Raw genomic sequence first — 15,730 nt, 5'->3', positions numbered from 1 at the left:
GATCGTAGAGCCGTCAAAGAGGGGTCCATGAAGAAAATCTCGATAGCTGTAATTCTTGCGGTGGGTGTTTTTGTGACCTCAGGCGTCGCCCAGGCCGGCGGCAAGCCGGACGGCGCGACCTGTCACGTTCACAAGAGCTGCCAGAGCAAGCTCTGCCTGCGCCAGACGCCGACCGACAAATTCGGCAAGTGCTGCGAGCAGCAGGACTGCGCGAGCCTGAATGCCCAGTGTGGCGAAATCGACAACGGGTGCGGCACGCCGATCCAGTGCGGCGACTGCGGCCCCGGCAACTTCTGCGACAACAACCAGTGCGTGCAGGGCACGACCACGACGACTCTTCCTCCGGGAAGCTGCTTCGGCCAGTGCGGAGGTGAGAGCACGAACTGCTTCTGCGACCAGCTCTCGTGCATCTACAACGACGGATGCGCCGACCGCGATTTCTATTGTCCCAACATCTGCAACCCGACGACCACCACGACCACCACGACCAGCACCAGCACGACGACGACGACCAGCACGACGACAACCACTGCCGGCTGTGTAGGGACGTGTGGGCCCGGATTCGCTTCGTGCGGGGGGGATTGTTTCATCTTCCCGACCGCGGAAACCGCGTGTGGCGAATGCATGCATGAGGCCGTTTGCGGCACGGCGTGCTCAGCAAGCACCGACTGTGGCGTCGGCGAGCGCTGCGTCGTCAACACGTGCTGCGGATACGGCAACTGTGTCCCGGCGTGCCCGCCGCCGACGACCACGACCAGCACGACATCGACGACGATACCGGGCCCGTAAGGTACGCCGGTACGTCGGCCTGACGTAAAGCAGAAGGGCGCTCATGCATTGCATGAGCGCCCTTTCTCGTTTGGCGCCGTGGCCCGTCGTGGAGCGCGAACCGAGTCGGCCGGGTTGCCGTAGTCGCTGGTGCATGAACATTCCGCGGGGAATGTGACCCAGGTTTCGTCCCGACGCATCAGCGCTCAGAGTGATCGGTGTGGCGTCGTGCTGCGCATCGCAACAACAAGTCCATCGCCCGTAGCGGCATCGAAACGAGCGGTGTCGGGCCGCATGAATCAACGCTCGACGCGGCCGGCGAGCTAGCCGCAGCTCAGCTCGATATTCCCGCCGACCGCCTTCTTGAGGATCAGCAGCGCATCGGATGCTGCAATTGTTCCGTTGCCGCTCACGTCGCAGACCGCGAGATCGCAGGTCGCCGTGCCGACGGCGGTTCTCAGCGCGAACAGCGCATCGCTTGCCGTCAGCGATCCCGAATCGTTGGAATCACCGCACGCGACAAGAGTGCACGTTGCGCTGCAGAGCTCGCCCGGCGACCACTCCGTGTCGCCGTCGTCGCATTCTTCCGGCGATGTCGTGGCTCCGTCGCCGCAGACGTCCGGCACGTCGACCGAGCTTCCGATGTAGACCGCACCCGCGCCTGCAAAGCCGTTCGGCGATTCGCCCGGTGCTCCAACCGCAGCGATGCCGGCTGCGACCGAAACCGAAGATCCGAATCCGCTCGCGGCCGCAGGGAAGCCTGCCGGCGGAAGATACGGACGAACCGGCTGCCACGACGATGCTGCGCGGACGGACGCAGCCTCGGCAGGAAGCTGGAACAGATACGCCGCGACACCGGGCGCACCGACGACGATCGCGTTGGCGCGAATATCGACCGACGAGCCGAAGTGTGCGCCCGCCAAGGCTGCTGGGAATGGATTGAGCAGGTTCGTGACGTCCCACGCGCCGCCGGTCCGCGTGACGACGTAAGCGATGCCTGCATCGGTCGCTCCGACATCGTAGGACGGAGCACCGACGACGCCCGTGTTGCCGTCGAGCGCGACGACCGCGCCGAACTGCGTGAAGCATTCGTCGCCCGGCCTTTCGATGGTGTCTTCGAGGCTCCAGCCGGAAACGCCTCGATGGAACGCCAGCACTTCTTCCCCGGCAGCGCAGGTGTCGCCGGACGTCGCACCGGGAGCGCCGACCAGGATCGAGTCGCCCGAAACATCGACGCTCGCTCCGAAGCGCGTTCCTGCCGCGCCGTTGAGTTGATCCGCCAGCGACCAGACTCCGCCCGCTCGCTCGAAGACGAGCGCACAGTCACCGCCCGGTGCGCCGAGGACAATGGTGTCGCCGCTGATCGCGACGTCGCTGCCGAGCCCGATGCAGAGGCCGCTCGCATCGACGAGCTTCTGCTGGAGATCCCACGCCGTTCCGTTCCAGAAAAAGACCGAAGCCGATCCGGACGACACGGGCTCGCCGGCAACCACGTCGGACGGCGCGCCGACGACGATGGTGTTCGCGTCGGCATCGACCGACGTCCCGAAGTCGGCGCCGCTCGCGGCCGTCGCGTCGGTAAACGGTACGGCGATCGGAGCCTGCTGTGTCTGCTCGACGTACGACTCGCCGGACGGAACGAACACGTGCACCTTGCCCGATCCCTGGTTGCCGGACGCCGGCGCACCGACCACGAGATAGTCCGCAGTCAGCGCCGTGGCCGCGCCGAACGCATCGCCCGGCGCCTGGCCGATCGGAAGCAGCGGACAGTCTGCGGACGGCTCGGACACGCACGTGCCGGCGCTGCACTGGTCGCTCGAACAGATGCTGTCGTCGTTGCACGCGCTTCCATCGGCCGCCGAGTTGCTGGCGCAGGTGCCGCCGCCGTCGCATTCGTCCGGATCGTCGCATTCGGTGTCGCCCGAATTGCCGCAAGTCGACCCTGCGGGCTTGAACGTATTGCCGGGGCAGAACTGCGAGGTGCCGCTGCAGCTCTCGGCGACGTCGCAATCGCCGGCGGCCGCACGGCAGAGCGCCGACGACGGCGCGAACACATTGGCCGGACACTGGATCGCCGTGCCGGTGCAATGCTCGGCCACGTCGCAGATTCCGTTCGGTGTGCGGCAGACGGTCGTCGTCGGTGCGAATGAGTTCGCCGGACACGCCGCCGAGGTTCCGTCGCAGTGCTCGGCCGCATCGCAGACGGCCTGCGATGACCGGCACGTCGTTGCCGACGAAGCCAGCACGTCGGCCGGACAGTCGGTCGAGCTGCCGGTGCACGTCTCGGCGCTGTCGCACGCGCCGCCCGACACGCGGCACGTCGTCTGCGACGACGCGAAGCCGTCGGCAGGACACGCGGCGCTCTCACCCGAGCAGTTCTCGGCGGCATCGCAGATGCCGCTGGCCGCGCGGCAAAGCGCCGACGATGCCGTGAACACATCGGTAGGGCATGTCGGTGTCGCACCCGTGCAGTGCTCGGCGACGTCGCACACGCCGGCGACTGCACGGCAAACCGTGGACGACGGGCCGACCGAGTCGGGCGGACAATCCGAAGATTGTCCCGTGCAGCTCTCGACCACGTCGCAGACGCTCGCGCTCGCGCGGCAGACGGTCGAAGACGTCGCGAGCGCATCGCCCGGACAGACTCCGCTGGTTCCGGTGCATCGTTCGGCGGCATCGCACGGCCCGGTTGCCGTGCGGCACACGGTCGATAAGCTCGCGAGGACGTCGGCCGGGCACGAAGCGGACGATCCGGTGCACGTTTCCGCCGAGTCGCAGATCGCGCCGCCGGAGACGCGGCAGACCAGCGTCGAGCCGGCAAACGAATTGGCGGGACAGCTCGGCGAGCTCCCGCTGCACGTCTCGGCAACGTCGCAGACGCCGGCAGCCGCGCGACACGTGGTCTGCGTCGAGACGAATCCGTCGGCCGGGCACGCGCCGCTGCTTCCGGTGCAGAGCTCGCCGACGTCGCAGACGCCGGCGGCCGCGCGGCAGGTCGTTGCGGACGATGCGACGACATCCGTCGGACACGAAGAGCTTGCGCCGGTGCAGTTCTCGACGACGTCGCAGCTGCCGGCTGCGGCGCGGCAGACGACGTTCGTTGCGGAAAGCGAGTCGGCCGGACAGATCGCGGACGCACCGGTGCAGTTTTCCACCGCGTCGCACGGACCGGTCGCGATGCGGCACACGGTCGTCGAGCTTGCGAGCACGTCGCCCGGGCACGACACGCTCGCGCCCGTGCAGTGTTCGGCGCTGTCGCAGATTGCGCCGGCCGATGCGCGGCAGACGACGGATGTCGAGGCGAGGTCGTTCGCCGGACATGCTGCCGACGCGCCCGTGCAGAACTCGGCCACGTCGCAGACGCCTGCGCTGCCGCGACACATCGTAGAGGTCGGCACGAACACGTCCGCGGGGCAGCTCGCGCTGGTTCCGCTGCACTGCTCGGCGACGTCGCAGACTCCCGCCGACGCGCGGCACGTGACCGCCGAAGATGCGACGATGTCGGCCGGACACGCGGTACCCGTCCCGGTGCACGTCTCGGCGGCGTCGCAGGCGCTGACCGCTGCGCGGCACGTCAGCGACGACGACGCGAGCGAATCGGCAGGACAAGCCGGGGAGCTGCCATTGCAGGCCTCGGCCGTATCGCAGACGCCGGCCTGGCCGCGACAGATGGTCGTCGTCGCGGCCAGGACGTCGCCCGGACACGACGCGGTCGAGCCGCTGCAGCGCTCGGCGCTGTCGCAGATGCCGCCGGAGGATCGGCAGACGACCGACGACGCTTCGAACGAATTGGCCGGGCAGTTTGCCGACGCACCGGTACAGAACTCGGTGGTGTCGCAGACGCCCGTCGACGCGCGGCACGACGTCTGCGACGACACGAACGAATCGGCCGGACAGGCGGCGCCGGTTCCGTTGCACTGCTCGGCGACGTCGCAGACGCCGGCCGACGCGCGGCACGTCGTCGTGGACGACGCGACGATGTCGACCGGACACGCGGTGCCTGTGCCCGTGCATTTTTCGGCGGCGTCGCACGGACTGATCGCCGCGCGGCACGTCACGGTCGACGCGGCCAGCGCATCCGCAGGGCAGACCGATGTCGAGCCGGTGCACGTCTCGGCGGCGTCGCATACGCCGGTTGCGGTGCGGCAGACCGTCGTCGACGGCGCAAGCACGTCGGCGGGGCACGACGTCGAAGTTCCCGTGCAGGTTTCGCTCGAGTCGCAGATCGAGCCGCCCGACGTGCGGCAGACCACGGACGATGTCGCAAGCGCGTTCGAAGGACACGCGGCCGCGGACCCGCTGCAGAACTCGGCCACGTCGCACACGCCTGCGGTGCTGCGGCACATCGTCGAAGTCGGGACGAACGCATTGGCCGGGCAGCTCGCGCTGGTGCCGTTGCACTGCTCGGCCACGTCGCAGACTCCGGCCGACGCGCGACACGTCACCGACGTCGATGCAACGACGTCGGCCGGGCACGCGATGCCCGATCCGGTGCAGGTCTCAGCCGCGTCGCACGGACTGATCGCGGCGCGGCACGTCACGGTCGACGCGGCCAGCAAATCGGCCGGACAGCTCGAAGTGGAACCGGTGCAGGTCTCGACCGCGTCGCACGCGCCGGTTGCAGCGCGGCAGACCGTCGACGAAGTCGCAAGGACGTCGGCCGGGCACGCCGTCGACGTTCCGGTGCAGGTTTCGCTCGAGTCGCAGATCGAGCCGCCCGACGTGCGGCAGACCACGGACGATGTCGCGAGCGCGTTCGAAGGACACGCGGCCGCGGAGCCGCTGCAGAACTCGGCCACGTCGCAGACGCCTGCGCTGCTGCGGCACATCGCCTGCGTCGGCACGAACGCGTTGGCCGGGCAGCTCGCGCTGGTTCCGTCGCACTGTTCGGCGACGTCGCAGATTCCCGCCGACGCGCGGCATGTGATCGCCGACGATGCGACGATGTCGGCCGGACACGCGATGTCCGCTCCGGTGCAGGTTTCGGCGGCGTCGCACGGGCTGACGGCGCCGCGGCAGACTGCGGTGGAGCTCGCAAGCGCGTCGGCCGGACACGCAATGCCCGAACCGGTGCAGGTCTCGGCCGTATCGCAGACTCCGGCCGCGCTTCGGCAGACGGTGGTCGAGCTCGACTGCGTGTCGGCCGGGCATGCGGCCGTCGAACCGGTGCACTTCTCGACCGAATCGCAGATTCCTGCCGACCCGCGGCACGTCACGGTCGACGGCGTGAACGCGTTGGCGGGGCAGCTCGCGGTGCTTCCCGTGCAGTGCTCGACGAGATCGCACGTGCCGGCCGCGTCGCGACAGGTCGTCGACGACGGCACGAACGCATCGACGGGGCATGCCGGGCCGGTGCCGGTGCAGAGCTCGGCGACGTCGCACGTTCCGGCCGAGATGCGGCAAACCGAAGACGTCGGGAGCAGCGTATCGGGCGGGCACAGTGCGCTGGTGCCGGTGCATTTTTCCACCGTGTCGCATGCGCCGGCCGACCCGCGGCACGTCAGCGACGTCGTCGCGAGCACATCGGCCGGACAGCTTCCCGAAGAGCCCGTGCAGTTCTCGACGCTGTCGCACACACCGCTCGAGCCGCGACAGACGACTGCGGGAGAAGCAAAGACGTCGGCAGGGCATCCTGCGCTCGAACCCGTGCAGCGCTCGGCCGAATCGCATACGTCACCGCCGCTGCGGCACACCGTCGACGACGGCACGAACGCGGCGGCAGGGCACAAGGAGGAAGTTCCGGTACAGTTTTCCGCGACGTCGCAGACGCCTCCCGACGGCCGGCAGACAACGGAAGTCGGCGCGACGATATCGGTCGGACACGACAGCGCCGTGCCGGTGCACTGCTCGGTCTGATCGCATGGGCCGACCGATGCGCGGCAGGTCGTGGCGGTGGTGGCCAGCACGTCCGGCGGGCACACGGCACTCGCGCCGGTGCACCTTTCGGCAGCGTCGCACACTCCGGCCGTGCTGCGGCAGGTCGTCGTCGATGCCACCAGCGTATCGGCCGGGCAGGTGGCCGCCGAGCCGGTGCATTTTTCGGCCGAGTCGCAGACGCCGGCGGAAGACCGGCACGTGACCGTCGTTGGCGCGAACGCGTTGGCAGGGCACGCAGCCGACGATCCCGTGCAGGTTTCGGCGACGTCGCAGTTGCCGGCTGCGCCGCGGCATTCGCTCGCGGCGCTGACGAATCCGTTGCCCGGGCAGAACGCGCTCGATCCCGTGCACGTCTCGGCAACGTCGCAGACTCCGGCCGCGCTGCGGCAGACCGTCGTCGACGGAAGAAACGCAGTCGACGGACACGTCGCCGTCGATCCGTTGCAGGTTGCGGCCTGATCGCACGGCCCCTGCTTCTCGTGACAACTGGTTCCGGCGCTTGCGAGCTGGCAGGTCGTCGCGTTGCAGCAGATCGACGACGGCGCGGCGACCGGATCGCAGGTCTCGCCGACATCGACGGTGCCGTTGCCGCACAGGCCCGTATAGAAAAGGCCGATGAACGAAGACGCGGTGCCGCCGGCCGCGCGAAAATCCCCGCCCACGTAGAGATCCGAGTTGACCATCGCGAATGCGGACGCGCTGTCGCTCGTGCCGCTGCCGAGCGCGTTCCATGCGACGCCGTCCCATCGCGCGACCGAGTCGGCGGGCGTTCCGCCCGCGTCCGAGAACAATCCGCCGGCGTACAGATCGGTTCCGAAACCGGCAAGCGAGTAGACGAGGCTGTTCATGCCGCCGCCGACCGCGCTCCACGCCACTCCGTTCCACTTCGCGATGCGAAGCGCCGCAACGCCTCCGGCGGTCGTGAAATTACCGCCTGCGTAGAGATCGGTGCCGACCGACGCGAGCGCGAAGACGTCGCTGGCGGTGCCCGCGCCGAGCGCGGACCACGTCGTCCCGTTCCATTTCGCGACGTGATTGGCCGGCGATCCGCCGGCATTGAGAAATGCTCCACCGGCGTACAGATCGGTTCCGATCGCGGCAAGAGCGCTGACGACGTTGTCGACTCCCGAGCCGAGCGCGGACCATGCGGTCCCGTTCCAGCGTGCGATCGAATCGGCGTTCGTGTTGCCGGCCCTCGTGAACACTCCACCGATGTAGAGGCTCGTTCCGATCGCCACGACGGCATAGACGTCGTCGTTGGCGCCGCTTGCGAGCGCGGACCACGTCGATCCGTTCCACTTGGCGACGCGATTGACCGATATGCCGCCGGCCGTCGTGAACGCACCGCCGGCATAAAGATCCGAGCCGATCACAGCCAGCCCGTAGACCTCGGCGTTGGTTCCGGTGCCGAGCGGAGCCCACGTCAGACCGTTCCAGCGTGCGATGTGACTGGCCGCTACTCCCCCGGCGCTCGTGAAGTATCCGGCCGCGTAAAGATTGGTTCCGATCACCGCCAGCGACAGAACGGAGTCATTCATGCCGGATCCGCTGTCGCTGCCGAGTGTGGACCACGAAAGGCCGTCGAACTGTCCGACGGCGGTCGCCGACTGGCCGCCGATGATCGTGAAGAGGCCGCCGGCGTAAATTCTCGTGCCGATCGCAGCGAGCGCATTGATCGCGTTGTTGGTGCCCGATCCGATCGCCGACCACGCCGACCCGTTCCACCTCGCGACCGTGTCGGCGGCATTTCCTCCGGCGGTCGTGAATTCGCCGGCTGCATAAAGATCGGTGCCGACCACCGTGAGCGCGAATACGTCGCTGTCGGTGCCGCTGCCGAGCGCCGACCACGAAACCCCGCTCCAGCGCGCGATGTTGTTTGCCGACGTACCGCCGGCCGACGTGAACGATCCGCCGGCATAGAGGCTGGTGCCGATCACGGCCAGCGACAGCACCGGGCCGGTGGTGCCCGTCGACAACGCCGACCACGCAGTGCCGTTCCATTTGGCGATGCGATTGGCGGCGGCGCCGCCGGCGGTCGTGAAGTAACCGCCCGCGTAGACATCGGTGCCGATCGTCGCGAGCGAAACCACCGAGCCGTTGACCCCGACGCCGAGAGCCGACCACGTGCTGCCGTTCCATCGGGCAACGCGGTTGGCCGCGTTGCCTCCGGCCGTCGTAAACAGCCCGCCCGCGTAAAGATCGGTGCCGACGACGGTGAACGCGCGGATGTCCGAATTGGTGCCGCTGCCGAGAGCCGACCACGCCGAGCCGTTCCACTTGGCGACGTGCGCCGCCGGAACGCCGCCGGCGTTCAGGAAGAAGCCGCCGGCATACAGATCGGTTCCGATCACCGCGAGCGCGTGAACCTCGGAGTTGACGCCGGTGCCGAGAGCCGACCACGACGATCCGTTCCATTTCGCGATGCGGCTCGCTGGGACGCTGCCCGCCGTCAGGAAATCTCCGCCCACGTAAAGGTCGGTTCCGATCACAGCGAGTGCGCTGACCGTGCCGCTGACGCCGGGCGGGCCCGCAAAACGTGTATCCCAGTTTCCCGAGCCGGGCAGCGGTGCGGCGGCCTGCGCGTCGGAATCCGCGGTCGCATCGTTCGTCACCTGGTCGGCGACGAAGCGCGGCGAGCCGTCCGGCGCGGTCTCCATGCGGAAGCCTGCCAGGCTGACCGTTCCGTTGTAGCCCGTACCGAGGTCGAGCGTGCCGTCGTCACGCAGCAGCTCAGCGACCGGCTTCGTGCCGGCCGCCGCAGTCGCGAACGCAGGCGCGGAGAAGGCCGCGAGCCAGGTCAGTGCGAGAGAGCAGACTGCGAGGATCTTCGGGCGACGAGACCGCCGCCTGGCGCATGCAAAGCTGTTCGACATTCCACCCCTGTGTTCGCTGCCGGCCAGGCGAACGAGACAGGCGGTTCTACTGAGAGGCGTCGCTCTAACGCAAGCGCCTATCGGGGCGGAAAAGCGTTCCTTTTCGGGTGTGGCCGAGTATTGCCGCCGCGGCGGTTCGTGGGTTGAAGCGCCGATCGGCCGGGCCGGCGCGCGCCGGCTTCAGGCCTCGAGCGACTTGTCGAGCGCGCGCCGCAAGGCCTCGTTGACCCCGCTCGAATCCGCCTGTCCTTCGAGCATTTTCGCGCGCAGGCTTTCGGCGACTGCCGCATCGCGTCCAACCAGCTCGCCGAGCTCGCGGATCAGCGTCGCGGCCTCGACGGTGCGGCCGAGGCGAATCAGCTGCGCCGCGTGGTGCAGCGAAATCTCGCTGCTGTGGGGGTGCGCGCGTCCCAGCCTGCGGTACAGGCGCAGCAGCTGGCGGCTGCCGCCGTCTTCGAGCAGCGCGTCGAGCGCGCGCAGAGTCTCTTCGGCGGGGCGCCTTTTGGCCGCTCGGAAGAGAACCCGGACCGCTGCGCGCTTCTTTCCCTGCGCGGCCAGCATCGACGCACGACTCGTTGCCGCCGCAGGCCACGACGGATCCATGGCCAGCACGCCGCGCAGCGCGGTCTCGCGCTCGCCGGCGTCGCCGGACTCGGCAGCCTTCATGCGGATGTCGATCAGGCGCTGCTTCTCGTCGGGATCGCCGGTCAGCAGATCGACTACGCGCTGCTGGGCGGCTTCCGCGCGCGACCACCATTCGAGGTCGACGAGACAATCGCGGCGCAGCGTATGCAGCGCCACGCTGGCCGGCATTTCCTCGACCGCACGGTCGAGGGCCGTGACGGCGGCGGCGTGGTCTCCGACCGCGCGGCAGCAGCGCGCGAGCGAGTAGAGCAGGCGAGGATCGTCGCCGAACTCGCGGCGTGCGTCTTCGAGGTGGGTGCGGCCGTCGGCGGCCCGTCCTTCAGCGAGGAATGCTTCGCCGAAGTCGACCGCATCGTCGATCACGGCGGAGGCTCCGCTGGCGGTTTTGGCAAGAAGGGTGCGAGCCTTGGCGTGACGGCCCGCAAGCACCGAGGCGCGCGCTTCCGAGCGGCGTCTGGCTGCGCGCTCGGACGTGCGCAGCGCGCGCAGCAATTTCCATTGCCGCATCGCCCAGTGTCCTTCGCGCGCCAGCATCGCGATCGAAACCAGCGCGGCGCCTGCAACGGTCGACGCGACGATCAGCCATGCCAGTGGCAGCGTCGTCTCGTGGGTCGGGCCCCAGCGAAACGTCGTCGGCTGCGAATTGAGATAGACGAGCGACGCGACGGCGCCGATGATCGCGACGGCCGCGACGAAGCTCACAGTACGACGAAACATGCTCAGACCCGGGCGCTTCGCTTCGGTCGATCCGGATTCTTGCGTGCCACCGGACGGGCAGAAGAATCCTCATGCTCCCAGTGCGGTGCATGGCTCCAGAGACGCTCGAGGTCGTAGATTTCGCGCACGTTCTCCTGGAATACGTGAACGACCACCGAACCATAGTCGAGCAGTGCCCACTGTGCGTTCTCGAGCCCTTCGACCGAGATCGGCCTGGCGGCGAGCCGCTCCTGGATTCCCTCGACGATGCGATCGCAGACGGACTCGACCTGGATGTGCGAGTGGCCGCTTGCGAGCACGAAATAATCGGCGACCGAAGAGACCTCGCCGAGATCGAGGACGATGATGTCGAAGGCTTTTCCGTCGGCGGCAAGATCGGCTGCCGCCGTCGCGAGGTCACGTGGGGTGTACTGGTTCAATCCTTGCCTGCTCCCTGGCTGGATTTTGCGCTGCCGGCCGGCGTTGGGGTGCCGCCGTCAGCGTAAAGACGATGCTGGTGAATGTATCGGGCAACGGCGTCGCCGGTCAGATGTTCGACCGGGAGCCCACGGCGCACTCGGCTGCGGATTTCGCTCGAGGAAACCTCGATGCCCCGAATGCGGTGACCATGAATGGTATGGCCGCTCGTGTGAACGTACACGCCGATAGCCGGATCATAACGGGCATCTTCGCGTGCGGCAACGGGAGGAAGTGGGGGCGACGCCTCGTCGTGCACATGGCCGCGGCGGTCTGCTGCCGAGACTGGCACATCCGCTCGCGCATCCCGGCTGGCGTCTGCTCCCGCGATTCCGCTCACATCCGCGTTCGCGTCGCGGCTCGCATCCGTTCCTGCTGCAACGGGCCACCCGGGTCGCGTGGTTACGATGATGTTCGCGAGCGCAGGAATCTCGCCCGGCCGGCTCCACGAATCGATCTCGGCGTACGCGTCGGCGCCGAGGATCAGGAACAGATCCGAATGAGGGTGACGCCCGGCGATCTCCTTCAGAGTGTCGACGGTCCACGACGGCGCGTCGCGGCGCATCTCGATATCACACGGCTCGAAGATCACATCGGGCGAGCTCGCATTGGCCTTGGCCGCTGCAAGCTCGAGCATCTGCCACCGGTCGGCGGCGGGTGCAGCTTCGCCGGCGGTTTTGTGCGGAGGCCTTGCCGAAAGCACCAGCAGCACGCGCGTCAGTGCAAACGCGCGCGCGATTTCGCTCGCGCTCGCGATGTGGCCGAGGTGAACCGGATCGAATGTACCGCCCAGGATGCCGAACCGCACGCGGTCAGCGCACATGCCCCTGCCCGCGCACGATGTATTTGTAGGTCGTCAGCTCGCGCAGCCCCATGGGGCCCCGCGCATGCAGCCGGTTGGTGGAGATTCCGACTTCGGCGCCGAATCCGAACTCGAAGCCGTCGGTGAAACGCGTCGATGCGTTTTCGTAGACCGTGGCCGAGTCGACCTCGCGCAGGAACCGGTCGGCCGAATGCCTGGAGCGCGTAACGATGCAGTCCGAGTGACCCGAGCCGTGCTGGTTGATGAACTCGATCGCTTCGTCGAGCGACGAGACGATTTTGATCGAAAGGATGAGGTCGAGGTATTCGGTGTGCCAGTCGGCGTCCGTCGCCGGCGTCGCATCGGCAACGATCGCACACGTCTTGTCGCAGCCGCGCAGCTCCACTCCGGCTTCGCGCAGGCGCGGTGCGATGACCGCGAGATATTCACGCGCGACTTCGTCGTGCACGAGCAGCGTCTCCATCGCGTTGCAGACGCCGGGCCGCTGAACTTTCGCGTTGAACGCGATGTCGGAGGCCATCTCGAGATCGGCGTCCGCATCGACGTACGTATGACAGATGCCTTCGTAGTGACGGATGACCGGCACGCGCGAATGCTCGGCGATCGCGCGCACGAGGCCGGGGCCGCCGCGCGGAACGATCACGTCGATGGTGTCGTCGCGGCGAAGCATCGCTTCCGTCGCGCGGCGGTCGGTCGAGCGGATGAGCTGGACCGCATCTTCGGGAAGCCCGGCGCCGGCAATGCCGCGCGCGACGACGTCAGCGATCGCCGAGTTCGAGCGGATCGCTTCTTTTCCGCCCTTGAGGATCACCGAATTGCCGGACTTGAGGCAAAGCGCGGCGACGTCCGCCGTGACGTTCGGGCGCGATTCGTAGATCACGCCGACCACTCCGATCGGGATCCGCACCTGCTCGATGAAAAGGCCGCGTGCCGTCGTCCACGCGTCGATCGGCGTGCGCAGCGGATCGGGAAGGGCGGCGACCGCCTCGACGCCGGCGGCCATCGCTTCGATGCGCGGCGGCGTGAGCGTCAGGCGATCGAGCATCGCGCTCGAAAGCCCTGCGGCGGCGCCGGCGCCCACATCGACGGCATTCTCGGCGAGGATCCGGTCTGCGCTCTCCCGCATGTGCGACGCGATCGCACGCAGCGCATCGCTGCGCCGTTCGTCGCCTGCCTGCGCCAGCACGCGCGACGCGCGTTTGGAGCGAAGGCATACGCGTTCGATCTCGCGTTCGATCGCGTCGGAGTCGGTTGCGGACTGCTGGGTCGACGTGGTCATCGCGTCTTCTCGGCGGCCGCCGCTTCCGCGTACAGGTCCGCGCCGGAGCCGCCGTCGGCGCCGGCATCCGCAAAATCGGCGAGCACGGCGAGATCGTCGCGATGAATGACTTCGTCGCTCTCGTGATAGCCGAGCGTGCTTTCGATGCGCGAGCTTGCCTGTCCGCGAATCTGGCGGCACTCGTCACCATCGTAAGCCACGAGGCCGCGCGCCCATTCGCGCCCGGCGCGGTCGACGCAGCGCACGCAGTCGCCGCGCGCGAAGTCGCCTTCGACGCTCGCGATGCCCGCCGGCAGAAGACTGGAACCGTTCCTGGTCACTGCATCGAGCGCGCCGGCGTCGAGCACGAGCGTGCCGTGCACCGGCAGGCCGTGCGCGATCCAGTGCTTGCGGCTGCGCATCGGCGTCGAGCGCGGCAGAAACAGCGTTCCGGCGCTGTCGTCCGCATGAAGGATGCGCGCGAGGATGCCCGGCTCCATGCCGCTTGCGACCACGGTTGCGATGCCGCGATGGGCGGCGCTGCGCGCCGCCACGAGCTTGCTCGCCATGCCGCCCGTGCCGACACCGGAACCGGCTCCGCCGGCAACGCCGGACGCGATGTGCGCGTCGATGTCCTCGACGAGCTCGACCAGCGGTACGTCACCGCTGCGCGGATCGCCTGCGTAAAGCCCTGCGACGTCGGTCAGGATCACGAGCAGCTCGGCACCGACAAGACCGGCGACGAGCGCCGACAGGCGATCGTTGTCGCCGAACTTGAGCTCGTCGATGGCAACCGAATCGTTCTCGTTGACGATCGGCACGACGCCGTGGCGCAGCAGATGATCGAACGTCCGCTGCGCGTTGAGGTAGCGCGTGCGGTCCTGCAGGTCGTCGGCCGTCAGCAGCACCTGTCCGACGTGCTTGCCGAAGTCGCTGAAGTAGCGCTCGTAGAGCGCCATCAGGCGGATCTGTCCGATCGCGGCGGCGGCCTGCTGCTCGGGAATCTTCTTCGGAATACGCGTGAGGCCGAGGTGCGCGAGCCCGGCCGCGCGCGCACCGGACGTGACGACGACGACCTGGAAGCCTTGCTCGGCGAGCGCGCACAGCTCGGCGCTGATGCGGCCGATCTGCTCGCTGTTGACGCCGGACGCGGTTGCGAGCACCGAGCTGCCGATCTTGACGACGATGCGGCGCGCACGCGACAGGATTTCGCGCTTGTGTTCGACGTGCGTCATGTCGGTTCCTGGCCGCCGGCGGCGAGCGCTGCGGCATCGGCCTTCGCGGCTTTTTCTTCCTGCCGGTCGCGGCGATTCGATTCGACCGCGTGACCGATGCGGGTCATCAGCTCGCGGCAACCCTGTCCGGTCGCCGACGAGATCGCGAACACTTCGTAGCCTTCCGCCGCGAGGCGGCTCGTGAGCCCTTCCGCTTCGGCGGCGACGTCCGGCAGATCCATCTTGGTCAGCGCAACCAGCTGCGGACGTGCCGCGAGCTCGGCGGAATAGGCCTCGAGCTCACGATTGATCGTGCGGAAGTCCTCGAGCGCGGCGTCGACGGTGCGATCGGACGCGTCGAGCAGATGCACGAGGACGGCCGTTCGTTCGACGTGCCGCAGAAAGCGATCTCCGAGCCCGTGGCCTTCGTGCGCGCCTTCGATCAGGCCGGGAATGTCCGCGAGCACGAAGCTTTTCTCCGGTGCCCACGCGACCATGCCGAGCACCGGCGCGAGCGTCGTGAACGGATAGTCGGCAATCTTCGGCCGCGCGGCGCTGACGCGGGCAAGCAGGCTCGATTTCCCGGCATTCGGAAGACCGACCAGGCCTGCGTCGGCAAGCAGCCTCAGCTCGAGCCGCACGTCGAACGATTCGCCGGGCGTTCCCGGATCCGCGCGGCGCGGAGCCTGATGCGTCGGCGTTGCGAAGCGCGCATTGCCGCGGCCTCCGCGTCCGCCGGCCGCAAGCAGCGACGACTGTCCGTGCTCGACCAGGTCGGCGAGCACTTCGCCGGTTTCGTCGTTGAACAGCACGGTGCCTACGGGAAGCCGCAGGATCGTATCCTCGCCGGCCTTTCCGTGCTGGCACTTGCCGCGGCCGTTCTCGCCGCGCTGCGCGCGAACCGTGTGACGCGATCGGAAATCGAGAAGGGTGGAGACGTTTTCGTCGGCGATCGCGACGATCGATCCGCCGTTGCCGCCGTCACCGCCGGACGGCCCGCCGTGGGGACGATATTTTTCGCGCAGGAAGGCGGAGCAGCCGTCGCCTCCGTCGCCGGCGACGATGCGCATTCGCGCTTCGTCGACGAAATTCACGGGGT

The 15,730-nt window shown here is 68.3% G+C and carries 8 protein-coding genes; 1 reads left to right on the top strand and 7 read right to left on the bottom strand.

The genetic code is table 11. The annotated features are described in order from the left end of the window. The first annotated feature begins 27 nt into the window (after positions 1–27). Complete coding sequence (locus tag VN634_17555) at positions 28–789, top strand: hypothetical protein (GenBank protein HXC52694.1); 762 nt, start codon at positions 28–30, stop codon at positions 787–789. Between the two features lie 302 nt (positions 790–1,091). Here VN634_17555 and VN634_17550 read toward each other — a convergent pair whose 3' ends face one another. From VN634_17550 to obgE, 7 genes are all read right to left on the bottom strand, one after another. Continuing rightward, positions 1,092–9,518: a hypothetical protein gene (locus tag VN634_17550; GenBank protein HXC52693.1), complete on the bottom strand. Its 8,427-nt coding sequence runs from the start codon at positions 9,516–9,518 to the stop codon at positions 1,092–1,094. Between the two features lie 180 nt (positions 9,519–9,698). Next, on the bottom strand, positions 9,699–10,880 hold the full coding sequence (locus tag VN634_17545; GenBank protein HXC52692.1) for a tetratricopeptide repeat protein: 1,182 nt from the start codon (positions 10,878–10,880) through the stop codon (positions 9,699–9,701). A gap of 2 nt (positions 10,881–10,882) precedes the next feature. Continuing rightward, positions 10,883–11,299 (bottom strand): ribosome silencing factor, encoded by a 417-nt coding sequence (rsfS, locus tag VN634_17540; GenBank protein HXC52691.1) that lies wholly within the window; start codon positions 11,297–11,299, stop codon positions 10,883–10,885. Beyond that, the gene (gene nadD, locus VN634_17535; protein HXC52690.1) at positions 11,296–12,159 is read right to left on the bottom strand and encodes a nicotinate-nucleotide adenylyltransferase; all 864 of its coding nucleotides are present in this window, start codon (positions 12,157–12,159) and stop codon (positions 11,296–11,298) included. The genes rsfS and nadD overlap by 4 nt, the downstream gene beginning before the upstream one ends. After that, entirely contained in the window at positions 12,149–13,438 is a 1,290-nt protein-coding gene (locus VN634_17530; protein HXC52689.1) for a glutamate-5-semialdehyde dehydrogenase, read from the bottom strand. The genes nadD and VN634_17530 overlap by 11 nt, the downstream gene beginning before the upstream one ends. Next, positions 13,435–14,652: a glutamate 5-kinase gene (proB, locus tag VN634_17525; protein ID HXC52688.1), complete on the bottom strand. Its 1,218-nt coding sequence runs from the start codon at positions 14,650–14,652 to the stop codon at positions 13,435–13,437. Before proB ends, VN634_17530 begins: the two co-directional genes overlap by 4 nt. Beyond that, entirely contained in the window at positions 14,649–15,725 is a 1,077-nt protein-coding gene (obgE, locus tag VN634_17520; protein HXC52687.1) for a GTPase ObgE, read from the bottom strand. Before obgE ends, proB begins: the two co-directional genes overlap by 4 nt. Positions 15,726–15,730: the final 5 nt, after the last annotated feature.

Source organism: Candidatus Limnocylindrales bacterium (assembly GCA_035571835.1).
In the GTDB taxonomy this organism is placed as follows: Bacteria; Desulfobacterota; Binatia; order UBA1149; family CAITLU01; genus DATNBU01.
The sequence above is the reverse complement of the archived record's forward strand: the minus strand, read 5'-3'. Positions and strand labels throughout refer to the sequence as shown.

What these genes read in the sequence shown, in the direction of transcription:
- VN634_17555 (HXC52694.1), top strand. Translation starts at nt 28, where the DNA reads ATGAAGAAAATCTCGATAGCTGTAATTCTTGCGGTGGGTGTTTTTGTG.
- VN634_17550 (HXC52693.1), bottom strand. Translation starts at nt 9,518, where the DNA reads ATGTCGAACAGCTTTGCATGCGCCAGGCGGCGGTCTCGTCGCCCGAAG.
- VN634_17545 (HXC52692.1), bottom strand. Translation starts at nt 10,880, where the DNA reads ATGTTTCGTCGTACTGTGAGCTTCGTCGCGGCCGTCGCGATCATCGGC.
- nadD (HXC52690.1), bottom strand. Translation starts at nt 12,159, where the DNA reads ATGTGCGCTGACCGCGTGCGGTTCGGCATCCTGGGCGGTACATTCGAT.
- VN634_17530 (HXC52689.1), bottom strand. Translation starts at nt 13,438, where the DNA reads ATGACCACGTCGACCCAGCAGTCCGCAACCGACTCCGACGCGATCGAA.
- proB (HXC52688.1), bottom strand. Translation starts at nt 14,652, where the DNA reads ATGACGCACGTCGAACACAAGCGCGAAATCCTGTCGCGTGCGCGCCGC.